Annotated in this window: 18 protein-coding genes and 2 pseudogenes; 12 read left to right on the forward strand and 8 right to left on the reverse strand. The window is 72.8% G+C overall.

Annotated features, from left to right (window positions below; translation table 11 throughout):
- Nucleotides 1–114: 114 nt before the first annotated feature.
- Both IE237_RS10775 and IE237_RS10780 read right to left on the reverse strand, forming a co-directional pair.
- Nucleotides 115–1,935 (reverse strand): glycoside hydrolase family 3 protein, encoded by a 1,821-nt coding sequence (locus IE237_RS10775; protein ID WP_189801685.1) that lies wholly within the window; start codon nucleotides 1,933–1,935, stop codon nucleotides 115–117.
- A 135-nt stretch (nucleotides 1,936–2,070) separates the two neighbouring features.
- Nucleotides 2,071–2,463: pseudogene (locus tag IE237_RS10780) on the reverse strand (LysR substrate-binding domain-containing protein); the annotation flags it as partial.
- Between IE237_RS10780 and IE237_RS40665 the strand changes: the two are divergent.
- Together IE237_RS40665 and IE237_RS10790 are read left to right on the forward strand one after the other, a co-directional pair.
- Nucleotides 2,362–2,628 (forward strand): annotated as a pseudogene (locus tag IE237_RS40665) (EamA family transporter); the annotation flags it as partial. The pseudogenes IE237_RS10780 and IE237_RS40665 overlap by 102 nt on opposite strands.
- Nucleotides 2,625–3,188: a P-loop nucleotide/nucleoside kinase family protein gene (locus IE237_RS10790; RefSeq protein ID WP_189801686.1), complete on the forward strand. Its 564-nt coding sequence runs from the start codon at nucleotides 2,625–2,627 to the stop codon at nucleotides 3,186–3,188. The pseudogene IE237_RS40665 and the gene IE237_RS10790, both read left to right, overlap by 4 nt.
- Before the next feature lie 91 nt (nucleotides 3,189–3,279).
- Here IE237_RS10790 and IE237_RS10795 read toward each other — a convergent pair whose 3' ends face one another.
- Entirely contained in the window at nucleotides 3,280–4,326 is a 1,047-nt protein-coding gene (locus IE237_RS10795) for a LacI family DNA-binding transcriptional regulator (RefSeq protein WP_189801687.1), read from the reverse strand.
- Between the two features lie 112 nt (nucleotides 4,327–4,438).
- Between IE237_RS10795 and IE237_RS10800 the strand changes: the two genes are divergently transcribed.
- The 5 genes from IE237_RS10800 (at nucleotide 4,439) to IE237_RS10820 (ending at nucleotide 11,352) form a co-directional block, all read left to right on the forward strand.
- Nucleotides 4,439–5,590 (forward strand): Gfo/Idh/MocA family protein, encoded by a 1,152-nt coding sequence (locus tag IE237_RS10800; protein ID WP_189801688.1) that lies wholly within the window; start codon nucleotides 4,439–4,441, stop codon nucleotides 5,588–5,590.
- Entirely contained in the window at nucleotides 5,587–6,741 is a 1,155-nt protein-coding gene (locus IE237_RS10805) for a dihydrodipicolinate synthase family protein (protein WP_189801689.1), read from the forward strand. The genes IE237_RS10800 and IE237_RS10805 overlap by 4 nt, the downstream gene beginning before the upstream one ends.
- On the forward strand, nucleotides 6,738–7,541 hold the full coding sequence (locus IE237_RS10810; protein WP_229842568.1) for a sugar phosphate isomerase/epimerase family protein: 804 nt from the start codon (nucleotides 6,738–6,740) through the stop codon (nucleotides 7,539–7,541). Before IE237_RS10805 ends, IE237_RS10810 begins: the two co-directional genes overlap by 4 nt.
- Nucleotides 7,542–7,657: 116 nt before the next feature.
- On the forward strand, nucleotides 7,658–9,883 hold the full coding sequence (gene recD2, locus IE237_RS10815) for an SF1B family DNA helicase RecD2 (RefSeq protein WP_189801690.1): 2,226 nt from the start codon (nucleotides 7,658–7,660) through the stop codon (nucleotides 9,881–9,883).
- Between the two features lie 179 nt (nucleotides 9,884–10,062).
- Nucleotides 10,063–11,352 (forward strand): citrate synthase, encoded by a 1,290-nt coding sequence (locus IE237_RS10820; RefSeq protein ID WP_189801691.1) that lies wholly within the window; start codon nucleotides 10,063–10,065, stop codon nucleotides 11,350–11,352.
- A 350-nt stretch (nucleotides 11,353–11,702) separates the two neighbouring features.
- On the opposite strand, the gene IE237_RS10825 is transcribed toward IE237_RS10820, so the two are convergent.
- The 3 genes from IE237_RS10825 to IE237_RS10835 all read right to left on the reverse strand — a co-directional run bounded on the left by IE237_RS10825 (nucleotide 11,703) and on the right by IE237_RS10835 (nucleotide 15,199).
- On the reverse strand, nucleotides 11,703–13,910 hold the full coding sequence (locus tag IE237_RS10825) for a heavy metal translocating P-type ATPase (protein ID WP_189801692.1): 2,208 nt from the start codon (nucleotides 13,908–13,910) through the stop codon (nucleotides 11,703–11,705).
- 71 nt (nucleotides 13,911–13,981) lie between these two features.
- Entirely contained in the window at nucleotides 13,982–14,206 is a 225-nt protein-coding gene (locus IE237_RS10830) for a heavy-metal-associated domain-containing protein (RefSeq protein WP_189801693.1), read from the reverse strand.
- Nucleotides 14,207–14,257: 51 nt separating this feature from the next.
- On the reverse strand, nucleotides 14,258–15,199 hold the full coding sequence (locus tag IE237_RS10835; protein WP_189801694.1) for a PrsW family intramembrane metalloprotease: 942 nt from the start codon (nucleotides 15,197–15,199) through the stop codon (nucleotides 14,258–14,260).
- A gap of 77 nt (nucleotides 15,200–15,276) precedes the next feature.
- Here IE237_RS10835 and IE237_RS10840 point away from each other — a divergent pair, with 77 nt between their 5' ends.
- The gene (locus IE237_RS10840) at nucleotides 15,277–16,491 is read left to right on the forward strand and encodes a cation:proton antiporter (RefSeq protein WP_189801695.1); all 1,215 of its coding nucleotides are present in this window, start codon (nucleotides 15,277–15,279) and stop codon (nucleotides 16,489–16,491) included.
- A 12-nt stretch (nucleotides 16,492–16,503) separates the two neighbouring features.
- On the opposite strand, the gene IE237_RS10845 is transcribed toward IE237_RS10840, so the two are convergent.
- Nucleotides 16,504–17,127 carry a TetR/AcrR family transcriptional regulator gene (locus tag IE237_RS10845; RefSeq protein ID WP_229842570.1) on the reverse strand — a complete coding sequence of 208 codons (624 nt, stop codon included), beginning with the start codon at nucleotides 17,125–17,127 and terminating at the stop codon, nucleotides 16,504–16,506.
- A gap of 164 nt (nucleotides 17,128–17,291) precedes the next feature.
- On the opposite strand from IE237_RS10845, the gene IE237_RS10850 reads away from it, so the two are divergent.
- The 4 genes from IE237_RS10850 to IE237_RS10865 are packed head-to-tail and all read left to right on the forward strand — an operon-like array spanning nucleotide 17,292 to nucleotide 23,531.
- On the forward strand, nucleotides 17,292–19,532 hold the full coding sequence (locus IE237_RS10850) for an MMPL family transporter (RefSeq protein WP_189801697.1): 2,241 nt from the start codon (nucleotides 17,292–17,294) through the stop codon (nucleotides 19,530–19,532).
- 30 nt (nucleotides 19,533–19,562) lie between these two features.
- On the forward strand, nucleotides 19,563–20,867 hold the full coding sequence (locus tag IE237_RS10855) for a tachylectin-related carbohydrate-binding protein (RefSeq protein WP_189801698.1): 1,305 nt from the start codon (nucleotides 19,563–19,565) through the stop codon (nucleotides 20,865–20,867).
- 28 nt (nucleotides 20,868–20,895) lie between these two features.
- The gene (locus IE237_RS10860; protein ID WP_189801699.1) at nucleotides 20,896–22,209 is read left to right on the forward strand and encodes a tachylectin-related carbohydrate-binding protein; all 1,314 of its coding nucleotides are present in this window, start codon (nucleotides 20,896–20,898) and stop codon (nucleotides 22,207–22,209) included.
- A gap of 20 nt (nucleotides 22,210–22,229) precedes the next feature.
- On the forward strand, nucleotides 22,230–23,531 hold the full coding sequence (locus tag IE237_RS10865; protein ID WP_189801700.1) for a tachylectin-related carbohydrate-binding protein: 1,302 nt from the start codon (nucleotides 22,230–22,232) through the stop codon (nucleotides 23,529–23,531).
- A gap of 70 nt (nucleotides 23,532–23,601) precedes the next feature.
- On the opposite strand, the gene IE237_RS10870 is transcribed toward IE237_RS10865, so the two are convergent.
- The gene (locus IE237_RS10870; protein ID WP_189801701.1) at nucleotides 23,602–23,799 is read right to left on the reverse strand and encodes a helix-turn-helix transcriptional regulator; all 198 of its coding nucleotides are present in this window, start codon (nucleotides 23,797–23,799) and stop codon (nucleotides 23,602–23,604) included.
- Between the last annotated feature and the right edge of the window lie 34 nt (nucleotides 23,800–23,833).

Raw genomic sequence — 23,833 nt, forward strand, 5'->3', positions numbered from 1 at the left:
TCCGTTGTGCCCACCCGTTCCGCCCCAGCGGAACGATTGCCCACAACGGCGGGGCGCCGTCCGTGGCGGGTGGGCACCGCCCCGCGGAACGCCTGCCCACAACGGCGGCCACCGTCAGCGCGCGTACGACAAGCCGTACCCCACCGGATACAGGACCTTCGTCGGGTCGTCCGCGTTCTGGACCGGGACCGGGAGCCGGCCCCGCGGCCGGGCGCGGCCCGCCAGGACCCGGACCGCGGCCCGGAGTTCGACGTCGGTCCAGGAGTACGCGGCGAGGGCCGCCCGCTGGCCTCCGAGACGGGCGACGTCGTACGGGTTGCGGATCGCGACCGTCACGACGGGCACCCCGGTCGCGACGAGCCGCGCGACGAGGGTGCGCTGCGGGCTGGTCGCCGACACGTTGTACGTGCCGACGAGGACCACGTCCTTGCCGGCCGCCGCCGCCACCGCCTCCTCGATCTTCGCGGCCGTCGGGGTGATCCCGGTGGAGAGCGCGGTCGCGGTGAAGCCCAACTCCGTCAGGGCGGTCGCGAGCGTCGTGGTCGGCGGTCCCGTCGTGCCGGACGGCGACGCCGGGTCGGCGCCGACGACGAGGACCGAGCGGTGGGAGGCCGGGCTCAGCGGCAGGAAGCCGTCCTCGTTGAGCAGCAGGGTCGTGGTGGCCTCGGCGATCCGGTCCGCGTGGGCGAGGTGGGCGTCGGTGCCGACCACCCGGTCGACGCCCGCCCGGGTCGCGTACGCCTGCCGGAAGAGGCCCAGTTTCGCCTTGAGCCGCAGGATCCGCAGGATCGATTCGTCGAGCCGTGCCTCCGTCAGCTCGCCGTCCCTGACGGCCTTCAGGACCGCGTTCCAGGCCACGTCGAGCCTGGGCGGGTTGAGCAGCTGGTCCACTCCGGCCTTCAGGGCGAGGACCGGGACGCGCTCGTCCCCGTACTTGGTGCGCACGCCCTCCATGCCGAGGGAGTCCGTGACCACCACGCCGTCGTAGCCGAGCTGTTCGCGCAGGATGCCGGTGAGGATGGGGCGGGAGAGCGTCGCCGGGTCCTCGCTGGGGTCGAGCGCCGGGACCACGATGTGCGCGGTCATGATCGAGTCGATGCCGGCCGCGATCGCCGAACGGAACGGCGGCGCGTCGAGCTCCGCCCACTGCTCCCGGGTGTGGGTGATGGTCGGCAGGCCGTAGTGGCTGTCGACGGCGGTGTCGCCGTGGCCCGGGAAGTGCTTGGAGGTGGCGGCGACCCCGGCCCGCTGGTAGCCCTTCACCTGGGCGGCGACGAGCCCGGCGACGGCCTGGGGGTCGGAGCCGAAGGAGCGGACGCCGATGACCGGGTTGGCCGGGTTGACGTTGACGTCGGCGACCGGGGCGTAGTTCTGCCGGATGCCGACGGCGGCGAGCTCCTCGCCCGCGATCTGCGCGGCCTTGCGGGCGTCCGCGTGCGAGCCCCCGGCGCCGAGGGCCATCGCGCCGGGCAGCAGGGTGGCGGGCTTGCCGACCCGGCAGACGATGCCGTGCTCCTGGTCGGTGGAGATGAGCACGGGGACGGGGGTGGGCTGTGCGAGCGCGGCCCGCTGGATGCCGTTGGAGAGCGCGGCGATCTGCTGCGGGTCGCGGGTGTTGTGGGCCCAGGAGAAGTAGATGACCCCGCCGACGTGGTAGCGCTCGACGAGCTCGGCGGCCGTGCGGACGCCGATCTCCGCGAGGTTGGCGTCGATGTCGGCCTGGTCGGGGGCGGTGGCGGAGTGGCCGTAGACCCGCATGACGAAGAGCTGGCCGACCTTCTCCTCCAGCGACATCCGGTCGATGATCCGCTGGAGCTTCCGGTCGTCGTTCGCGTGGGCCACGGGGGCGGTGACGCCGGTGACGGCCGCCGCGGCGGCTGCGGCGGTCACCGTGAGGAGGGTGCGTCGGGAGGGGGCGGGGGCGCGGTGGTGCACTGATGCTCCTTCCGGCCGTGCAAGGTTGAAGGAAACTTCCAAGGAGTCACGGATAGCCCGAAAGTAACTGCCAGGTCAAGGACCCGCGCAGGAATCGCGTCCTCCCCACGGGAATCGCGGACGCGCGCGGGCCGATCACCCGGCGGAGGCGATCGAGGGCCAGGGCTCCTGGAGCGTACGGACCGTCTCCCGGATCGCCGGGCGCCGCGCCGCACCCGTCCGCCACATGGCGTGCAGCCGGCGCGTCGGCATCGGGTCGAGCCGCACCGGCACCACCTCCGGCGGCAGCGCCCCGCGCCCCAGGCGGGGGACCAGGGCGATGCCCAGACCGGCCGCCACCAGGGCCACCTGCGTGTGGTTCTCCTCCGCCTGATGGACGATCAGCGGCCCGTACCCCGTCGCCCGCAGCGTCCGCGTCAGCCAGGGCTGCTCCGCCGCCACCCGGCCTCCTCCGTCGCCCCGTTCTCGCTCCTCGTCCCCGTCTTCGGCATGTCCTCGGCGGCCCTGTTCCTGGGCGAACCGGTGACCCCGCTCCGCTGGTGCGCGGCGGCCCTGCTGGTCGGGGGAGTGGCGCTGACGTCGCTCGCGCCGGGCCGTGTCCCGGGCAGCGGGCCGGGACGGAATCCCGTGGCGCCCGCCGAGCCCGCGGTCGTATCGTTCCCCCGTCCCACCAGCCAGGAAAGGCGCGCATGACCTTCGAGCACATCACCGTCGACGCCCCCGAACCCGCTCCCGGCGCCGTCCTGTTGGCGGGCATCCCCGGCAGCGGCAAGTCCACGGTCGCGGCGGCCCTCGCGGCGCGCTTCACCCGCGCCGCGCACATCGAGGTCGACCACCTCCAGGAGCTCATCGTCCAGGGCTGCCACTGGCCGACCCCGGACGGCGACCCGGAGGCGGACCGCCAGATCCTGCTGCGCGCCAGGAACGGCTGCCTCCTTGCGGACAGCTTCGCCGCGGCGGGCTTCCTGCCGGTCCTCGACGACGTGGTCGTACGCCGCTCCCACCTGGACTTCTACCGCGCCCACGCGAAGGCGGTCCCGCTCCACGTGGTGATCCTCGCCCCGGGCCCGGACAAGGCCTGGGAACGCAACAACGCCCGCCACAAGAAGCTCACGACGAACTGGGCCTTCCTGGACGAGGCCATGCGCGCGGAGCTCTCGGGCGAGGGCGTCTGGATCGACAACGCGGACCAGACGGTCGAGGAGACGGTCGAAGCGGTCCTGACGGCGACGGGCCTGACGCCGGAGAAGTGACGCAGCCCTCGGAGCGCGGGAGGCCGCCGGTCTTTACGGTGATCTCCCGCCCGAGGGCCTCCGTACGCGGCCACCTCACCGCAGCGCCCCGCTACCCCCGCGGCCGCGCCGTCGACCCCCGGATGACCAGCTCCCCCGGGACCGTCTCCCGGCCGCCCGCCGGAGGCTCCTCCGCGCCCGTGGCCAGGCGGCCCGCGCGGGCGCCCGCCTCGTGCAGCGGGAGCCGGACCGTCGTGAGGGCCGGGACCGCGTCCACCGAGAACGGGAGGTCGTCGAAGCCCGCGACCGACACGTCGCCGGGGATGGACAGGCCCCGTTCCCGCAGGGCCGCGCAGACGCCGAGCGCCACCGTGTCGTTGGCCGCGACGACCGCCGTCAGGTGCGGGTCGCGGGCGAGGAGCTCGGCCGTCGCCGCGTGGCCGGAGGCCCGGTCGTAGGGGCCGTGGACCGTCGGCCCCTCGGCCACACCCGCCGCCGCGAGCGCCTCCCGGTGGCCCTCCAGGCGGTGCCGGGTGGTGGTGCGGTCGGCAGGGCCCGCCACGTAACCGATCCGCCGGTGGCCGAGGCCGAGCAGGTGCTCGGCGAGGAGCCGCGCGCCGGTCCGGTTGTCGAAGACGAGGGCCGCCGCGCTCGCGTCGCCCGAGACCGGCGGGCGCCCGCACAGCACGACCCGGGTCCCCGCCTCCGCCAGCTTCGTCAGCTTGCCGGCCGTCGCCGCGAGGTGCTCCGGGTCCTCCAGGGACCCGCCCATGAGGATCACGGCCGCGGCCCGCTGCCGCTGGAGCAGGGTGAGGTAGGTCAGCTCGCGCTCGGGGGAGCCGCCGGTGTTGCAGACGACGGCGAGCTTCTCGCCCCCGCCGCGCCCGGTGGCGCTCTCCCCGATCGCGCTCTGGGCCGCGCTCGCCATGATCCCGAAGAACGGGTCGGCGATGTCGTTGACGAGGACGCCGACCAGGTCGGAGGTGGCGGCGGCGAGGGAGCTCGCGGGGCCGTTGAGGACGTAGTCCAGCTCGTCCACGGCCCGCAGCACCCGTTCCCGGGTCGACTCGGCGACCGGGTAGTTGCCGTTCAGGACGCGGGAGACGGTGGCGGGGGAGACCCGTGCGCGGGCGGCCACGTCCGCCAGGGTGACGGTCATCGCGTGCGTACCTCCAGGGCCTTGTCGGCGGCGATGTCGGCAGGCTAGCGTCCCCCTCGATAGAAAGCGCTTTCTTCAGAGGGGCGCGGAGTACCGCGGAGAGGAACCTTTCGTGACACGCAGGACAGTCCGCATCGCCATGAACGGCGTCACCGGGCGCATGGGACACCGCCAGCACCTCGTCCGCTCGATCCTCGCCCTGCGCGAACAGGGCGGCCTCGACCTCGGCAACGGCGAGACCCTCTGGCCGGAGCCCGTCCTCGTCGGCCGCCGCGAGCACGCCCTGCGCGCCCTCGCCGAGCGCCACGGCCTCACCGAGTGGTCCACCGACCTCGACGCCGTCCTCGCCGACGACTCCGTCGACATCTACTTCGACGCCCAGGTCACCTCCGCCCGCGTCGAGGCGATCACCAAGGCCATAGCGGCGGGCAAGCACGTCTACACCGAGAAGCCCACCGCGGCGGACCTGGCCGGCGCCCTCGAACTCGCCCGCCTCGCCGGCGAGAAGGGCATCAAGCACGGCGTCGTCCAGGACAAGCTGTTCCTGCCGGGCCTGCTCAAGCTCAAGCGCCTCATCGACGGCGGCTTCTTCGGCGAGATCCTGTCCGTGCGCGGCGAGTTCGGCTACTGGGTCTTCGAGGGCGACTGGCAGGACGCCCAGCGCCCCAGCTGGAACTACCGCGCGGAGGACGGCGGCGGCATCGTCGTCGACATGTTCCCGCACTGGGAGTACGTGCTCCACGAGCTCTTCGGCCGGGTCACGAGCGTCTCCGCGCACGTCGCCACGCACGTCCCGCGGCGCTGGGACGAGCAGGGCAAGCCCTACGAGGCCACCGCCGACGACGCCGCGTACGGCATCTTCCAGCTGGAGGGCGGCGCCATCGCCCAGATCAACTCCTCCTGGACGGTCCGCGTCCACCGCGACGAGCTCGTCGAGTTCCAGGTCGACGGCACCCACGGCTCCGCCGTCGCCGGACTGCGCGGCTGCCGCGTCCAGCACCGCTCGGCCACCCCGAAGCCCGTCTGGAACCCCGACATCCCCGCCACCGAGTCCTTCCGCGACCAGTGGCAGGAGGTCCCCGACAACGCCGAGTTCGACAACGGCTTCAAGGCCCAGTGGGAGCTCTTCCTCCGGCACGTCGCGCTCGACGAGCCGTACCACTGGGACCTCCTCGCCGGCGCCCGCGGCGTCCAGCTCGCCGAGCTGGGCCTGCGCTCCGCCGCCGAGGGCCGCCGCCTGGAGGTCCCGGAGGTGACGCTGTGACGATCCGCCTCCCCGAACCGGGCGGCACGACACGGGAGTACCGGCCCCGCGCCGAACCGCTCGCGCTCTCCGCGTCCGGCCCGCTGACCTCCCGTACGGTCTTCTCCGCCGCGCACGTCGTCGCCGACCCGTACGCCGACACCACCCCCGACTCCCCGGCCGCCGTCGACTGGGACGCCACCCTCGCCTTCCGCCGCCACCTCTGGTCCCACGGCCTCGGGGTCGCCGAGGCCATGGACACCGCCCAGCGCGGGATGGGCCTCGACTGGGCCGGGGCGGCGGAGCTCATCCGCCGCAGCGCGGCGGAGGCCCACAGCGTCGGCGGCCGCATCGCCTGCGGCGTGGGCACCGACCAGCTCACCGGCCCGGCCGGCCTGCCGGAGATCCGCGCGGCCTACGAGGAACAGCTCGCGGCCGTCGAGGAGTCCGGCGCGCAGGCCGTCCTCATGGCCTCCCGGGCCCTCGCGGCCGCCGCGTCCGGCCCCGAGGACTACCTCGACCTGTACGGCCACCTGCTCCGTCAGGCGGGCGAGCCGGTGATCCTGCACTGGCTGGGCCCCATGTTCGACCCGGCGCTCCACGGCTACTGGGGCACGGCCGACCTCGACGCGGCCACCGAGACCTTCCTCGACGTGATCGCGGCCCACCCCGACAAGGTCGACGGCATCAAGGTCTCGCTCCTCGACGCCCGGCGCGAGGTCGAGCTGCGCCGCCGCCTCCCGGAGGGCGTCCGCTGCTACACCGGCGACGACTTCCACTACCCGGAGCTGATCGCGGGCGACGAGCAGGGCTTCAGCCACGCCCTGCTCGGCATCTTCGACCCGCTGGGCCCGCTGGCGGCGGAGGCGGTGAGGATCCTGGACACGGGTGATGCGGAGGCCTTCCGCAAGACGCTGGACCCCACCGTCGCCCTCTCCCGGCACCTCTTCGAGCCCCCCACCCGCTTCTACAAGACGGGCGTGGTGTTCCTCGCCTGGCTGGCCGGGCACCAGGACCACTTCACGATGGTCGGCGGCCTGCAGTCGGCCCGCTCCCTCCCGCACCTGGCCCGCGCCTACGAACTCGCCGACGGCCTCGGCCTGTTCCCGGACCCGGCCCGCGCGGAGTCACGCATGCGCGCCCTCCTCACCGTCCAGGGAGTCCCGCAGTGAACGGAGACCGCTTCAGCATCAACCAGATGACGGTGAAGCAGCTGGCCCTGCCCGAACTGGTGGCGGAGTGCGTCCGACTCGGCATCCAGGGCGTGGGCCTGTGGCGCGAACCGGTCAAGGAGTACGGGACGGCGGCCGCCGCCGATCTCGTACGGGACGCGGGCCTCACCGTCACCACCCTCTGCCGGGGCGGCTTCTTCACCTCGGACGGCTGGGAGGAGGAGAACCGGGCGGCGATCGACGAGGCGGTGACGCTCGGCACCGACACCCTCGTCCTGGTCTCCGGCGGCCTCACCCCGGCGTGTCCCGACCTGCCCGCCGCCCGGGCCCGCATCACGGAGGCGATCGGCGCCCTGGCCCCGTACGCGGGCGAACGCGGAATCCGTCTCGCGATCGAGCCCCTCCACCCCATGTACGCCTCCGACCGGTGCGCGGTCTCGACCCTGGACCAGGCCCTGGAGATCGCCGAGCGGTTCCCGGCATCCCAGGTCGGCGTCACGGTCGACACGTACCACCTGTGGTGGGACGACCGGGCCCCGGCGGCGGTGGAACGCGCGGGCGCCGCCGGCCGCGTCCACTCCTTCCAGCTCGCCGACTGGACGACCCCGCTCCCGGCCGGAGTCCTCAACGGCCGCGGCCAGTTGGGCACCGGCGCCATCGACCTCCGCGCCTGGGCCGACCTGGTGGACAAGGCCGGCTACACGGGCCCGGTCGAGGTGGAACTCTTCAACGACGACCTGTGGGCGAGGGACGGCGTGGAGGTCCTGGAGGAGACGCTGGAGGCGTTCCTGGCGGTCTGACGAATCCTGGACGGTGAGCAGTCACCCGTCCAGGCGCCGCACGTCCTGGTCCTGGGTCACCGGGCGTTCTCCACAGCGCGTGCCACGATGTCCGAGCCCTTCGCTACGGTCGGTGCATGTCCAACGAGGGTCGCGGTCCCGCAGTGCTCGAAGGGGTTCTGGAGCGGATCACCTATGCCAACGAGGAGAGCGGGTACACGGTCGCCCGGGTCGACACCGGGCGGGGCGCCGGTGACCTGCTCACGGTGGTCGGGGCGCTGCTCGGCGCGCAGCCGGGGGAGTCGCTGCGGATGGAGGGCCGCTGGGGCTCGCACCCGCAGTACGGCAAGCAGTTCAGTGTGGACAACTACACGACGATCCTGCCCGCCACGATCCAGGGCATCCGGCGCTATCTCGGGTCCGGGCTCGTCAAGGGCATCGGGCCCGTCTTCGCCGACCGCATCACGCAGCACTTCGGGCTCGACACCCTCGACATCCTCGAAGAGGCTCCCGCGCGGCTGATCGAGGTTCCGGGGCTCGGGCCGAAGCGCACGAAGAACATCACGGCGGCCTGGGAGGAGCAGAAGGCGATCAAGGAGGTGATGGTCTTCCTCCAGGGGGTGGGGGTCTCCACCTCCATCGCGGTGCGGATCTACAAGAAGTACGGGGACGCCTCCATCTCCGTCGTGCGGAACCAGCCCTACCGGCTGGCCGCCGACGTGTGGGGCATCGGCTTCCTCACCGCGGACAGGATCGCCCAGGCCGTCGGCATCCCGCACGACAGCCCCGACCGGGTGAAGGCCGGCCTGCAGTACGCGCTGTCGCAGTCCAGCGACCAGGGGCACTGCTTCCTCCCGGAGGAGCGGCTGATCGCGGACGGCGTGAAGCTGCTGCAGGTCGACACCGGGCTCGTCATCGAGTGCCTCGGCGCCCTCGCCGACGATCCCGAGGGCGTCGTACGGGAGGTCGTGCCCGGGCCCGAGGGGACGCCCGTCACCGCCGTGTACCTGATCCCCTTCCACCGGGCCGAGCTGTCCCTGGCCGGCCAGGTCCGGCGGCTCCTGCGGACCGAGGAGGACCGGATGCCGGCCTTCCGGGACGTGGCCTGGGACAAGGCGCTGGCCTGGCTCGCCGACCGGACGGGGGCCTCCCTCGCGCCCGAGCAGGAGGACGCCGTGCGGCTCGCTCTCACCCGCAAGGTCGCCGTGCTCACCGGCGGCCCCGGCTGCGGCAAGTCGTTCACGGTCCGCTCGATCGTGGAGCTGGCCCGCGCCAAGAAGGCCAAGGTCGTGCTCGCCGCGCCCACCGGGCGGGCCGCGAAGCGGCTCGCCGAGCTGACCGGCGCCGAGGCCTCCACCGTGCACCGGCTCCTGGAACTGAAGCCGGGCGGGGACGCGGCCTACGACCGGGACCGGCCGCTCGACGCCGATCTGATCGTCGTCGACGAGGCCTCCATGCTGGACCTGCTCCTGGCGAACAAGCTGGTCAAGGCGGTGGCACCGGGTGCCCATCTGCTGCTCGTGGGGGACGTCGACCAGCTGCCGTCGGTCGGCGCCGGTGAGGTCCTCGGCGACCTGCTGGCCCCCGGCAGCCCCGTACCGGCCGTCCGGCTGACCCGGATCTTCCGGCAGGCCAAGGAGTCCGGGGTGATCGTCAACGCGCACCGGATCAACGCCGGCACCCCGCCGCAGACGCAGGGCCTGCCGGACTTCTTCCTCTTCGCCGAGGAGGAGACGGAGGACGCCGCCCGGGTCGCCGTGGAGGTCGCGGCCCGGCGGATTCCGGCCAAGTTCGGCCTCGACCCGCGCCGGGACGTCCAGGTCCTCGCCCCGATGCACCGGGGTCCGGCGGGCGCGGGCTCGCTCAACGGTCTGCTGCAGCAGGCGATCACCCCGGCCCGCCCGGACCTTCCGGAGAAGCGGTTCGGCGGCCGGGTCTTCCGGGTCGGTGACAAGGTGACCCAGATTCGGAACAACTATGAGAAGGGGGCCAACGGCGTCTTCAACGGTACGGTCGGCGTCGTCACGGCGCTGGACACCGTCGAGCAGCGGCTGACCGTGCGGACGGACGAGGACGAGGAGGTGGCGTACGACTTCGACGAGCTGGACGAACTCGCCCACGCGTACGCGGTCACCATCCACCGCTCGCAGGGCAGCGAGTACCCGGCGGTGGTGATCCCGGTCACCATGAGCGCCTGGATGATGCTGCAGCGGAACCTGCTCTACACGGCCGTGACCCGGGCCAAGAAGCTGGTCGTCCTGGTCGGCTCCCGCCGGGCGATCGCCCAGGCGGTCCGCACGGTCTCGGCCGGCAGGCGCTTTACCGCACTCGCCCATCGCCTCACAGGGGAGGCCCTCGTGTGAAAGATCACGGAGGACTACCGGAACCGGGGCGAAGGGGGCAGGATATGAAGGTTGGCGGCACTGAGTGCCGCCGAATGGCCCAATGAGCGACCCCGAGTGCACTCTCCTGAGCCAAATGGGGGATGGTAGAGACAGTCAGGGCACCTCGAAGAAGAGGCACTACGTCGGTGAGGGATGACGTGAGCGACAACTCTGTAGTACTGCGGTACGCGGACGGTGAATACACCTACCCGGTGGTCGAGAGCACCGTCGGCGACAAGGGCTTCGACATCGGCAAACTCCGAGCCCAGACCGGTCTGGTCACCCTGGACAGCGGATATGGCAACACCGCCGCCTATAAATCCGCCATCACCTACCTCGATGGTGAGCAGGGCATTCTGCGGTACCGCGGCTACCCCATCGAGCAGCTGGCCGAGCGCTCCACCTTCCTTGAGGTGGCGTACCTGCTGATCAACGGTGAGCTGCCCAAGGTCGACGAGCTCTCGACCTTCAAGAACGAGATCACGCAGCACACGCTGGTCCACGAGGACGTCAAGAACTTCTTCCGCGGCTTCCCGCGGGACGCCCACCCGATGGCGATGCTGTCCTCGGTGGTCTCCGCGCTGTCCACCTTCTACCAGGACAGCCACAACCCGTTCGACGAGGAGCAGCGCCACCTCTCCACGATCCGGCTGCTCGCCAAGCTGCCGACGATCGCGGCGTACGCGTACAAGAAGTCGATCGGCCACCCGTTCGTCTACCCGCGCAACGACCTCGGGTACGTCGAGAACTTCCTGCGCATGACCTTCTCGGTCCCGGCGCAGGAGTACGACCTGGACCCGGTCGTCGTCTCCGCGCTCGACAAGCTGCTGATCCTGCACGCGGACCACGAGCAGAACTGCTCGACCTCCACCGTGCGTCTGGTCGGCTCCTCGCAGGCGAACATGTTCGCCTCGATCTCCGCCGGCATCTCGGCCCTGTGGGGCCCCCTGCACGGTGGCGCCAACCAGTCGGTCCTGGAGATGCTGGAGGGCATCCAGGCCAACGGCGGCGATGTCGACTCCTTCATCCGCAAGGTGAAGAACAAGGAGGACGGCGTCCGCCTGATGGGCTTCGGCCACCGGGTGTACAAGTCCTTCGACCCGCGCGCCAAGATCATCAAGGCGGCGGCGCACGATGTCCTCTCGGCCCTCGGCAAGTCCGACGAGCTGCTCGACATCGCGCTCAAGCTGGAGGAGCACGCGCTCTCCGACGAGTACTTCGTCTCGCGCAACCTCTACCCGAACGTGGACTTCTACACGGGTCTGATCTACCGCGCCATGGGCTTCCCGACCGAGATGTTCACGGTCCTCTTCGCCCTCGGCCGCCTCCCGGGCTGGATCGCCCAGTGGCACGAGATGATCAAGGAGCCGGGTTCCCGCATCGGCCGCCCGCGCCAGATCTACACGGGTGAGGTCCTCCGCGACTTCGTCCCGGTCGAGGCCCGCTGACGCCACCGGCCGCACGGTCACAAGCGAAAAGCGCCCCGCCCACCGATCCCCCCACGGGTCGGCGAGCGGGGCGCTTTCCATATCCCGGTGCGGATTCCCCCCACGGGATCCGGGCCGGGCGTCTGGTGCGCGGTCTGCCGGGGGCACGTACGGGAGGGCCGCTCAAAGCTCCCCGGTGCACGTGCCCCGGCCGCGCTTGCCTGGGACGTCCCCCAAGACATCCCATGAACGTCCCCCAAGACGTTCTTGGCATCGCCCACTTAGACTCGCGAACAGCCCAGATGGTTACCCCCCAATATCTGTGATCTAGATCTCTTTGTGAAGGTCCTGTGCGTCACACGTAAGTGAATTCACGTGAAGCGCCGCAGACGAAGGCTGTTGGATACGACGAAGACGGACGAAAAGGCCATGGCCAGGCCCGCGATCATCGGGTTGAGGAGTCCGGCCGCCGCGAGGGGGAGCGCGGCGAGGTTGTAGCCGAAGGCCCAGCCCAGGTTTCCCCGGATCGTCGCCAGGGTCCGCCGGGCCAGCCGGATGGCGTCCGCCGCGACCCGCAGGTCGCCCCGGACCAGGGTCAGGTCGCTCGCCTCGATGGCCGCGTCGGTGCCCGTGCCCATCGCGAGCCCGAGGTCGGCGCCGGCGAGCGCCGCGGCGTCGTTCACCCCGTCGCCCACCATCGCGACCGTGCGGCCCTCGGCCCGGAGCCGCCGGACCACCTCGGCCTTCTCCTCGGGCAGCACCTCCGCGATGACCTCGTCGATGCCCACCTCGGCCGCCACGGCCTCCGCCACGGCCCGGTGGTCCCCGGTGAGCAGCACCGGCCGCAGCCCGAGGGCGCGCAGCCGGGCGACCGCCTCGGCGCTGGTGTCCTTGACGGTGTCGGCGACGGTCAGGGTGCCCCGGGCCACCCCGTCCCAGGCGACGTGCACCGCGCCGGGTTCGGTCGTGGCGGGTGCCTCGACGCCCTCGGCCGCGAGCAGGGCGGCGCGCCCGACGAGGACGAGCCGGCCGTCGACGGAGCCGCGCACGCCGAGTCCGGGCACGTTCTCGAAGGTCTTCGGGGTGGGGAGCTCTCCGCAGCGTTCGGCGGCGCCCGCCGCGATCGCGCGGGCGACCGGGTGCTCGGAGGAGTGCTCCAGGGCGCCCGCGAGCCGCAGCAGCTCGGTCTCGTCGGCGGAGTCGGTGCCGTACCGCCCGCCGTGCACGTGTACGGCGGTCAGCCGCATGCGGCCGGTGGTGACGGTCCCCGTCTTGTCGAGGACGACCGTGTCGACGCGGCGGGTGGACTCCAGGACCTCGGGGCCCTTGATGAGGATGCCGAGCTGGGCGCCGCGGCCGGTGCCGACCATGAGGGCGGTCGGGGTCGCGAGGCCGAGGGCGCAGGGGCAGGCGATGATCAGGACGGCGACGGCGGCGGTGAAGGAGGCGGTGACGTCGTCCGTCACGAGGAGCCAGGTGACGAGGGTGCCGAGGGCGATGAGGAGCACCACGGGTACGAAGACGGCGGAGATCCGGTCGGCGAGCCGCTGGACCTCGGCCTTGCCGCTCTGGGCGTCCTCGACGAGCTTCGCGATCCGGGCGAGCTGGGTGTCGGAGCCGACGCGGGTGGCCTCGACGACGAGCCGGCCGGAGACGTTGACGCAGCCGCCGGTGACGGCGGAGCCGGGGGTGACGTCCAGGGGCAGCGACTCGCCGGTGAGCAGGGAGGCGTCGACGGCGGAGGCGCCCTCGGCGACGGTGCCGTCGGTGGCGATCTTCTCTCCGGGGCGGACGACGAAGAGGTCGCCGGTGCGCAGGTCGCCGACCGGGACGCGTACCTCTCCGCCTCCTCGGAGGACGGCGACGTCCTTGGCGCCGAGCTCCATCAGGGCCCGCAGCGCGGTGCCCGCCTTCCGCTTGGCGCGGGCCTCCAGGTAGCGGCCGAGGAGGATGAAGGTGACGACGCCCGCGGCGACCTCCAGGTAGATCGAGGAGGAGGCGTGGGCGCGGTCGGCGGTGAGGTCGAAGCCGTGGCGCATGCCGGGCATGCCGGCGTCGCCGAGGAAGAGGGCCCAGAGGGACCAGCCGTAGGCGGCGAGGGTGCCGACCGAGACGAGGGTGTCCATGGTGGCGGCGCCGTGCCGGAGGTTGGTCCAGGCGGCCCGGTGGAAGGGCAGCCCGCCCCAGACGACGACGGGGGAGGCGAGGGTGAGCGAGAGCCACTGCCAGTTGTCGAACTGGAGCGAGGGGGCCATGGCGAGCAGGATCACGGGTGCCGAGAGGAGCGCCGAGACCGTCAGCCGCTGCCGGAGGGAGGCGAGCTCGGGGTCCTCCGGTTCCTCCTCGTCCTCCACCACCGGCGGAAGGGGCTCCTCGGCGGTGTAGCCGGTCTTCACGACGGTGGCGATCAGTGCGTCGACGCCGACGTCCGGCGCGTGTTCGACGCGCGCCTTCTTCGTGGCGTAGTTGACGGTGGCGGTGACGCCGTCCATCCGGTTGAGCTTCTTCTCGATGCGGGCCGCGCAGGAGGCGCAGGTCATTCCGCCGATCGTCAGCTCGGTGACGGTGGTGCTGGACATGTGCGGTTCCAAACGGGAGCAGGGCCGTACCAGGTAACGGTACGGCCCTGCGACGTCTGTCCGGGAGGCGGTCAGACCAGCTCGTAGCCGGCCTCGTCCACGGCGGCGGCGACGGCCTCGCGGTCGAGGGGGGCGTCGGAGACGACGGTGACCTCGCCGGTCTTGGCGACGGCCGTGACCGAGGAGACGCCGGGGATCTCGGAGATCTCGCCGGAGACGGCGCCCTCGCAGTGGCCGCAGGTCATGCCCTTGACCTGGTAGACGGTGGTGAGTTCGGTCTTCGTCTCTGCGGACATGGCGCTCTCCTCCTGGGGGATTCAGGGTCCTACGATACCGAGCCTATACCCCTAGGGGGTATAAATTCCACTCGGGTCGGGCTCGCGGCGCGCGAGTGATCTCAGCCATGCCAGACCCGCCAGGGTCACCAGCGCGAGTCCGCCCACCGAGAAGAGGGTGAAGAGGTGCTCCTGCTGGGAGGTCGGCCGCGGCAGGTACCCCTGGGCGAAGAGCGTGCGGTCCAGGCCGGTGGTGGTGAGCCGGACCACCAGCCAGAGCGCGATGCCGTGCATCGAGTCCCACAGCGCGTGGAGCACGGCGACCCCGAGGTAGGTGCCGACGACCGGTCCGGCGAGGCGGAAGCGGCCGTCGGGGCGGCGGAAGGCGAGCAGTGCCGCGCCCGCGATCGCCGTCCACAGGCCGTGCCCGAAGGGGGCGAGCAGTCCGCGCAGGATCTCGGTCTCCAGGAGCGAGCGCAGATCGATGCCGTCCATGGTGACGGCGGCGTTGAAGGCGTACCCGGCGCTCTCGAAGGCGGCGAAGCCGAAGCCGACGGAGCCGCCGAGGACGAGTCCGGCGCGGTAGCCGCGCAGCCACGGGTGGCGGCGCACGACGAACATCAGGGCGGCGAGCTTCACCGCCTCCTCGATGAGGCCGACCCCCAGGAACATCCACAGGGAGGGGTGGAGCAGGTAGTACTCCATGACCGAGGCGCCGAGCACGCCGAGGACACCGCCGGTGACGAAGCAGCCGAGGATCACCGGGACCCCGAGGTCGCGGCCGTGCCGCTCGTACGCCCAGAGGACGAAGACCGCCGGGACGAGGAAGCTGCCCAGCAGGATGAGGGTGGGGAGCAGGGTGGTGTTCTCGGTGGCGTACGTGACGACGGCCGTCAGGGTCCAGAGCGCCAGGCCGCCCCCGAGGCAGCGCTTCCACAGCCCGGGGCGGGGCTGCGGCACGGGCGGGGCCGAGGGGGGTGGGGGCGTCTGCGTGGTGGGCGGGTATTCGTGCACGGCAAGACCTCCAAGTCCCTCCGTCGACAGGCCATCTGACGAAGGCGTAGGGCGGGAGCCTATGGTAAATACCCGATATGTCGCATTCGGGGAGCACGCTCATCCTGATCATGGCGATCGCCGTCCTGGCGCCGCTGCTCGCCTACGCGGTGGGGCGCAGGCTCCCCGTCCCCCTCGTCATCTTCGAGATCCTGCTCGGCATCCTCATCGGCCCCGACGTCCTGGACTGGGCCCGCCCCGACGCGCTGATCGACGGGCTCTCCCAGCTCGGCCTCGCCATGCTGATCTTCCTCGCCGGGTACGAGATCGAGTTCGGCAAGGTCCGCGGCGACACCCTCAGGCGCTCCGTGTGGGCCTGGCTGGCCGCCCTCGGCCTCGGCCTCGCCACCGGCGTCCTGCTCGGCGGCGGCTACACCAAGGGCGTCTTCATCGGCGTCGCCCTGACCAGCACCGCGCTCGGCACCGTCCTGCCGGTGCTGCGGGACGCCGGTGACCTCCACGGGCGGTTCGGCTCGGTCGTCATGGCCTTCGGCGCGGTCGGCGAGTTCGGCCCGATCATCGCGATGGCGCTGCTGCTCAGCGGGCGGGGCGCCGCCGAATCCACCGTCCTCCTCGCCGTGTTCGCCGCGCTCACGGCGGGGGCGGTCCTCTGGGCGATGCGGCCCCGCCCGCCGTGGTTCTCGAACGTCATCGCCAGGACCCTCCACACCAGCGGCCAGTTCGCGGTCCGCTTCGTCTTCCTGCTGCTCGCCCTGATGCTCGGGGCGTCGACGGCGCTCGGGCTCGACGTGCTGCTCGGCGCCTTCGCCGCCGGACTCATCACCCGGCTCGTGCTCACCGGGGCCGCGCCCGAGTCCGGGCCGCAGATCCTGGAGAAGGTCGAGGGGGTCGGCTTCGGCTTCCTCGTCCCGGTCTTCTTCGTCGTCACCGGCATCGAGTTCGACCTGGACTCGCTCCTCGACGGGGGCAGGACCCTGCTTCTGCTGCCGGTCTTCCTGCTGCTCTTCCTGGTCGTGCGCGGCGGGCCGATCTGGCTCCTCGCCCCGCGCGACCTCGGCCGCAGGGACCGGGGCGGCCTCGTCCTCTACGGCTCCACGGCGCTGCCGCTCGTCGTCGCGATCACCACGATCGGCGTGGACGACCGGGAGATGACGGCCGGCGAGGCGGCGGCGCTCGTCGGGGCCGGCATGCTCTCCGTCCTCGTCCTCCCGCTGCTCGCCCTGAAGCTCCGGGCGCGGGCGGGCGAGAAGGTGCTGCCCGCGGAGTCGGCCGGCGGGTCCGAGGCGTGGTGACCGGTCCGCCGGTCAGTGGGGGACGGTGACCAGCGGGGAGAGGTAGCGGAGGAGGACGGTCTTCAGCTCGGCGATCGTCGCCTCCCGCTCGGCGCCCTCGGGAGCGGCCAGGACGAGCCCCAGGCCGCCCTTGAAGATCGCGAAGGTCATGTCGGCGATCCGGGCGCGCTCCTCGGGGGACAGCTCGGGGGCGAAGTGCGCGATCACGTCCCGCACCGAGTTCAGCAGGTTGGCGTGGAGGGCGTCGTGCTCCTCGGCGATCCGGCCGGGCACCTCGGAGCCGTGCATCAGGGCGAGGAAGACGGGGTTCTCGCAGTTGAACGCGATCATCGGGTCGACGACGACGTCCAGCATCTCGGGCAGCGGCAGCGCGAGGTTCGCCGGGGTGAACGCCTGGCCGTGGGCCTCCCGCATCTCGGTCAGGAGGCGCTCGCCGAGCTCGATCGCGATGGCCTCCTTGTTCGGGAAGTACTGGTAGAGCGTGCCGGGCGAGACGCTCGCCTCCCGGGCGATCGCGTTGGTGCTGGTCGCCGTGTACCCGTACGCGCAGAAGACGTTCGCGGCGGCCTGGAGCAGCTGCGCGATGCGGCGCTCGCCGCGTGCCTGACGGCGGCGCGGCTTCGGTTCTTCGGACATGACGTGTCCCCAGCTCTCCTCACACGTTTGACAAACACGAGAGGTCGCTCGCATTCTTAGAAAACGCGAGTGATCACTCGTGTTTGCCAGTCTATGGCAATGGACGGCCCCTGCGACCTGCCGGGAAGCGCGTGCGGGGGCCACGGTGAAGGGGACACCGCGTCATGTCCGAAGTCAAGAAATCAGCTGCCGGCGGCGGGGGCGGCGGCGGATGGACGCGGTTCGTGACCGCCCGGCCGCGCCTCACCCTCCTCGTCGCCCTCGTGCTCACCGCCCTCGCGGTCCTCGCCGGCGGAGGCGTCGCCGACCGCATGGGCAGCGGCGGCTGGGAGGACCCGGCCGCCGAGTCCACGTACGCCACCGAGGCCCTGGAGCGGCAGTTCCCCGGCTCCCAGCCGAACGTGCTGCTCCTCGTCGACGCGGGAGCCGCCGGGGTCGACGCCCCGGCCGTCGCCGCCGAGGCCCGGCGGCTCGCCGAGCGGCTCGACGCCGAACCGGGCGTCGACGGCGTCGGCTCCTACTGGTCCACCGGTTCGCCCGCGCTCCGCTCCGAGGACGGCCGCCAGGCCGTGATCGCCGCCCGGATCGCCGGCGAGGAGAAGGACGCCGCCGCGGTCCTCGACCGGATCGCCCCCACGTACCGGGGCGACCACGGCCCCGTCGAGGTCTCCCTCGGCGGCGGGCTCGCCGTCCGGCACGAGATGCAGACGGTCATCCAGGAGGACCTGCTGCGGGCCGAGCTCATCGCCCTGCCCCTCACCCTCGTCCTGCTCGTCATGGTCTTCGGCAGCGCCGTCGCCGCCCTGCTGCCGCTCGGCGTCGGCATCGTCGCCATCCTCGGGACCAACGCCGTCCTGCGCGGCATCACCGAGTTCACCGACGTCTCCGTCTTCGCGCAGAACCTGACGACCGCCCTCGGGCTCGGACTCGCCATCGACTACGCCCTGTTCGTCGTCCGCCGCTACCGCGAGGAGCTCGCGGCCGGCGCCGACACGTACACCGCCGTCCGCACCACCCTGCGCACGGCAGGCCGGACGGTGCTCTTCTCCGCCCTGACCGTCGCCGTCTCGCTCGCCGCGATGCTGGTCTTCCCGCAGTACTTCCTGCGCTCCTTCGCGTACGCCGGGATCGCCGTCGTCCTGCTCGCCGCCACCGCCGCGCTCACCCTGCTCCCGGCCGCCCTCGTGCTGCTCGGCGACCGGGTCAACGCCCTCGACCTGCGGCGGCTCCTCCGGCGCGGCCGGGCGCCCCGGAAGGACACCTCCGGCGCCGGCTGGGGGCGGGCCGCCGCCCTGGTGATGCGCCGCGCGCCCGTCTTCGCGATCGTCACCACCGCCGGGCTCGTCCTCCTCGGACTGCCCTTCCTGGGAGTGAGGTTCGGCACCGCCGACGACCGCCAGCTCCCCGTCACCGCCTCCTCCCGGGTCGTCCAGGACCAGCTGCGGGACGGCTTCCCCGGCAACCCCGGCGGCGGGATCACCGTCCTCGCCGAAGGGACGGCCACCCCCGCGCAGTACGCCGACTTCCGCGAGCGGATCTCCGCCCTCGACGGAGTCGGCCGGGCCGAGGGGCCCGTCACCGCCGGCGGCGGCTCCGCCTACTTCACCGTGGTGCCCGAGGGCGAGACCGTCGGCGCCGGAGCCCAGCGGGTCGTCGGGGAGCTGCGCGCGGCCGAGGCCCCGTTCGCGACCTCCGTCACCGGACCGGCCGCCGTCCTCGTCGACTCCAAGGACGCCATCGCCGACCGCCTGCCCTGGGCGGCCGGGATCATCGTCCTCGTCACCCTGCTCCTCGTCTTCCTGCTCACCGGCAGCGTCGTCGTCCCGGTCCAGGCCGTCCTCCTCAACGCCCTCAGCCTCACGGCGATGTTCGGCGCCGTCGTCTGGGTCTTCCAGGAGGGACACCTCGCCGGACTCCTCGGCTTCACCTCCACCGGCGACATCGAGACCACCCTGCCCGTCCTCATGTTCTGCGTGGCCTTCGGGCTCTCCATGGACTACGGGGTGTTCCTGCTCTCCCGCATCAAGGAGGAGTACGACGCCACCGGCGACCACGAGCACTCCGTCCGCTTCGGACTGCGCCACACCGGCGGCCTGATCACCGCCGCCGCCGTGATCCTCGCCGTCGTCATGGTCGCCATCGGCACCTCCCGCGTCACCAACACCAAGATGCTCGGACTCGGCGTCGCCCTCGCCGTCCTCATGGACGCGATGGTGGTCCGCAGCCTCCTCGTCCCCTCCGTGATGAAGCTGACCGGGCGCCTCACCTGGTGGGCGCCGGGACCGCTGCGCCGCTTCCACGACCGCTTCGGAATCAGCGAGAACGACGCGTACAACCCTGCGGGTACCCCGGATGTCATAGAGGTGTCCGAGGAGTTGCGGGAGGCCGCCTCCTCACGTCAATGAGCTGAAAACATGGGGGAGTTCGTGGCGCGAATGCGTGCAGGCCTGGTTCTGGCGACGGCGCTTGTCGCCGGCATCGCACCGGTGGCGCTCGGGGGAGCGGCGGCCGCGGCCGCGCCGGCGGTGAACCGGGCGGAGGCGACGGTGGAGCCGGGCGCGGTCGTCCAGGTGGGGGGCCGGACGAAGGTGTGGGCCGGCGAGGAGGGCGCGGGAACCGTCCGTCTCCGCGCCACCCTGCCGGCGGGGGTGACCGGGCCGGTGACGGCGACGCTCGGGTTCGCCAAGCCCTTCTCGACGTGGCCCGGCGCCGGCACCACCCCGGATCGTGTCGCGGCGAGGATGGACACGACCGCGTCGGTGGACGGGGCCGCCCCGGTGCCCCTCTCGTGGTACATGAACGAGGACTACACGAACGAGCCGATGGCCGTCGACCTCCCCGCCGTCGAGGCCGAGGCCACCCTGGACTACGCCGTGACGTTCGACCTCTCCTCCCGGGACAGCTGGTTCGGCTCGTTCGACCTTTCGGTGACGCTGAAGGACGCCCAGGGGAAGGTCGTCTCCAAGGGCACCGCCGGCGTCGACACCGTCCTCGGCACCCCCGAGGCGGGCCTGCGCGGCGCCGTCCACGCCCGCGACAAGGACGGCGTCCTGTGGCGGTACGAGGCGACCGGATCGGCCGACGGCAAGCTGACGCCGCGCAAGCGCGTCGGCGGCGGCTGGGGCCAGTACACCGCGATCGTGCCGCTCGGCCCCGCCACCGCGGCAGGCCGTGGCGACCTGGTCGCCCGCGACAAGGACGGCGTCCTCTGGTACTACCAGGGCTCCGGCGATCCGGCCGCCCCCTTCAAGCCCCGCGTGCGCGTCGGCGGCGGCTGGAACGTCTACACGGCCATCGCCTCCAACGGCTACGGCCGCGGCCTCGTCGCCCGCGACAAGGACGGCGTCCTGTGGAACTACGTCCCCGGCGTCGAGAGCAGGTTCTGGCCGCGCGTGCGCGTCGGCGGCGGCTGGAACACCTACACGACGATCAGCGGATACGCCGACGGCCTGGTCGCCCGTGACAAGGCCGGCGTCCTGTGGAAGTACAACGACCGCCGCGTCGCGCCGTCGGCGAGCAAGCCGTTCGACGCGCGGGCGAAGGTCGGCGGCGGCTGGAACGTCTACAACACGCTCGCCGGCACGGAGGACCTCGGCCGCTGGAACGGCCTCGACCTCCTCGCCCGCACCACCGACGGCGAGGTCTACGCCTACCGGGGCAAGCCGTCCGGCTTCGGGCACGTCCCGACGACCCGCACCAAGGTCGGCTGGAACTGGGACATCTACAACGCCGTGATCTGAGTGACCTGACGAGAATCCGGGGGGATTCATGCACCAGCACACCACCCGAACGCTGCTGATCGCGGCGAGCGCCCTGCTCGCCACCCTGATCCCCCCGGCCGCCGGAGGGGCGACGGCACTCGCCGCCCCCCTCACGGCGCCCGCGTCCACCCCACCGCCGGGGCCGGCGTCCGCGCCGGCCCCGGGAACCGTCGTCCAGCGGGGCGGCACCCTCCGCATCCCCTCGGGCGAAGAGGGCCCCGTCACCGCCTACTTCGGGGCCACGCTGCCCGCGGGAACCACCGGCACCGTCAAGGCCCGGCTGCTGCTGTCCAACGTCGACTGGCCGCCCCCCGGCTCCGACGAGCACATGCCCTACGAGCTGTACGACACGACCTGGTCCTGCTCCGTGAACGGCGGCCCGTTCGTCGAATGCCCCTACGGGGGCGGAGGTTTCGTCCTTCCCGACGCCGAGGCCGCCCCCTTCCTCACCTACGCCGTCCGTGTCGACGCCGGCACCTACGCGGCGAGCAACCTGCGCCTCTTCGGCTCCTTCGACGTCACCGACGCGACGGGCCGCGGCATCGCCACGGGCGATGCCGGATTCCAGTTCGTCCCGGGCACCCCCGCCGCCCAGTACCGCACGGTGCTGCACGCCCGCGACCGCAGCGGCGTGCTCTGGCAGTACGAGGGCACGGGCAATCCGGCGGCGCCGCTCGAACCCCGGCAGCGGGTCGGCGGCGGCTGGGGCGGCTACACCGCGCTCACCCGGCTCGGCCCGCCCACCGCCGAGGGCAAGGGTGACCTCGTGGCCCGCGACCGGGACGGCGTCCTCTGGTACTACCGCGGCTCCGGCGACCTCTCCGCCCCCTTCTGGCCCCGCGTGCGGATCGGCGGCGGCTGGAACGCGTACACCTCCCTCACCGGCACCCCCACCGGACTCCTCGCCCGCGACCGGGACGGCGTCCTCTGGCACTACCCGCGCCCCGCCGACGCCCCCCTCTCCGCGCCCTTCGGCCCGCGCGCCCGGGTGGGCGGCGGCTGGAACACGTACACCTCCCTGACCGCCGTCGACCGGACCGTCCTCGCCAGGGACGCGAGCGGGGTGCTCTGGTCGTACCAGCCGAGCTACCCCTCCGACCCCTCCGTCCCGCTGCGGCCGCGCGTCCGCGTCGGCGGCGGCTGGAACGTCTACACGGCCCTCGCCGGCACCGGCGACCTGGGCCGCCGCACCCACCCGGACCTCCTGGCCCGCGACCGGGACGGCCGGCTCTGGACGTACGAGGCCGGCGTCACCGGCGTGCCCGGGGCGACCCGGACGGAGGCCGGCCGGGGCTGGAACATCTACGACACCCTCCTCTGACGGAAGCCTGGGGTAACGCCATGAGACACCCGCGCAGAGCCCTCGTCACGGCGGGCCTGGCCCTCGCCCTCACCTCCTCCGCCCTCGCCGGCGGGGCGGCCACGGCCGCCGCCGCGCCCGCGCCCGGCACGATCGTGCAGGAGGGCGGCGCACTGAGCGTCCCGGCCGGTGAGGAGGGGCCCGTCACCACTCGCCTCACCGTCACCCTGCCGCCCGGCGTCACCGGGCGGATCGCCGGACAGCGCCTCAGCTTCCGGGCCTGGTCCGCGGACCCGGCGTCCCGGCCCGGCCGGCGGATCACCTCGACGTGCGCGGTCGACGGCGGCGCCTTCGCGCCCTGCGCCTGGGACTCGCCCGACCCGGAGACGACCGACGGCGCCTGGCTGGTGTTCGACCTGCCGGCGGCCGACGTGGCGCCGGGCGCCACCACCGTCACGTACGACATCACCGTCGACGCCGGATCGGACCTCGGCGGTCTCGGCCCGCTCTCCACCGTCGTCGACCTGCGGGACGGGACCGGAGCGATCGTCGCCACGGGCGAACTGGCCTTCTCCTTCGAGCAGGGGACCCCGGAGGCCTGGCTCAGGACCTCGCTGCACGCCCGCGACCGCGACGGCGTCCTCTGGCAGTACGACGCCACCGGTCTCGGCGACGGCGCCCCGCTGAAGCCCCGCAAGCGGGTCGGCGGCGGCTGGAACGCGTACAGCGCCCTCACCAAGCTCGACCGGACGACCGCGGCCGGCGGCGGCGACCTCGTGGCCCGCGACCGGGACGGCGTGCTCTGGTACTACCGGGGCAGCGGACGCGAGAGCGCGCCCTTCGCGCCGCGCCGGCGGGTCGGCGGCGGCTGGAACGCGTACACGAGCCTCGTCGGACTGCCCGGCGGCGACCTGTTCGCCCGCGACCGGGACGGCGTCCTCTGGCGCTACCCCGGGACCGGCCTGGCCACGCAGCCGTTCGGGCGCCGGGTGCGGGTCGGCGGCGGCTGGAACGCGTACAAGAGCATCGTCGCCTTCGGGGACGGCCTGATCGCCCACACGCCGGACGGCCGGCAGTGGCGCTACGAGAAGGCCGACGACTGGGACCCGGCCGTGCCCTTCAAGCCCCGCCGCGCCGTCGGCGGCGGCTGGAACGCCTACACCGCGCTGGCCGGGATGGGCCAGATCGGCCGCACCGCCTACGAGGACAACCCGTCCCTCGCGGCCCGCGCGAAGGACGGCAGGCTCGTGGTCTACGGCGTCGTGCGGTTCGACGGGAAGAGCGAGCCGTACTACCCCCGGCCCGGCGGCTGGAGCTGGAACATCTACGACCTGCTCGTCTGAGCCCGGCACCACGACGGGCGGGACCGGACCCGGGACTCCCGGTCCGGTCCCGCCCGTCCTCGTGGGCGCGTCAGTCGCGGCGCGCCCGGTTGCCGGGGCGGCCGGCGACCCAGACGCGGATCGTGTCCGCGTACCAGTAGGGCTTGCCCGACTCCACGTGGTCGGGCGCCGGAAGAAGCCCGTGCTTCCGGTACGAGCGGACCGTGTCGGGCTGCACCTTGATGTGTGCGGCGATGTCCTTGTACGACCAGAGCCTGCTGTCCGTCATGCCCGGTACCTCCCTGGCGCGCCGCGCAGCGGCG

Origin of the sequence: Streptomyces tanashiensis (genome assembly GCF_014648895.1) — a bacterium.
Classification (GTDB): domain Bacteria; phylum Actinomycetota; class Actinomycetes; order Streptomycetales; family Streptomycetaceae; genus Streptomyces; species Streptomyces tanashiensis.

Excerpts from the sequence above, each read along its gene's own strand:
- IE237_RS10790 (WP_189801686.1), top strand. The coding sequence starts at position 2,625 with ATGACCTTCGAGCACATCACCGTCGACGCCCCCGAACCCGCTCCCGGC.
- IE237_RS10795 (WP_189801687.1), bottom strand. The coding sequence starts at position 4,326 with ATGACCGTCACCCTGGCGGACGTGGCCGCCCGCGCACGGGTCTCCCCC.
- recD2 (WP_189801690.1), top strand. The coding sequence starts at position 7,658 with ATGTCCAACGAGGGTCGCGGTCCCGCAGTGCTCGAAGGGGTTCTGGAG.
- IE237_RS10825 (WP_189801692.1), bottom strand. The coding sequence starts at position 13,910 with ATGTCCAGCACCACCGTCACCGAGCTGACGATCGGCGGAATGACCTGC.
- IE237_RS10830 (WP_189801693.1), bottom strand. The coding sequence starts at position 14,206 with ATGTCCGCAGAGACGAAGACCGAACTCACCACCGTCTACCAGGTCAAG.
- IE237_RS10840 (WP_189801695.1), top strand. The coding sequence starts at position 15,277 with ATGTCGCATTCGGGGAGCACGCTCATCCTGATCATGGCGATCGCCGTC.
- IE237_RS10845 (WP_229842570.1), bottom strand. The coding sequence starts at position 17,127 with ATGTCCGAAGAACCGAAGCCGCGCCGCCGTCAGGCACGCGGCGAGCGC.
- IE237_RS10850 (WP_189801697.1), top strand. The coding sequence starts at position 17,292 with ATGTCCGAAGTCAAGAAATCAGCTGCCGGCGGCGGGGGCGGCGGCGGA.
- IE237_RS10855 (WP_189801698.1), top strand. The coding sequence starts at position 19,563 with ATGCGTGCAGGCCTGGTTCTGGCGACGGCGCTTGTCGCCGGCATCGCA.
- IE237_RS10860 (WP_189801699.1), top strand. The coding sequence starts at position 20,896 with ATGCACCAGCACACCACCCGAACGCTGCTGATCGCGGCGAGCGCCCTG.
- IE237_RS10865 (WP_189801700.1), top strand. The coding sequence starts at position 22,230 with ATGAGACACCCGCGCAGAGCCCTCGTCACGGCGGGCCTGGCCCTCGCC.
- IE237_RS10870 (WP_189801701.1), bottom strand. The coding sequence starts at position 23,799 with ATGACGGACAGCAGGCTCTGGTCGTACAAGGACATCGCCGCACACATC.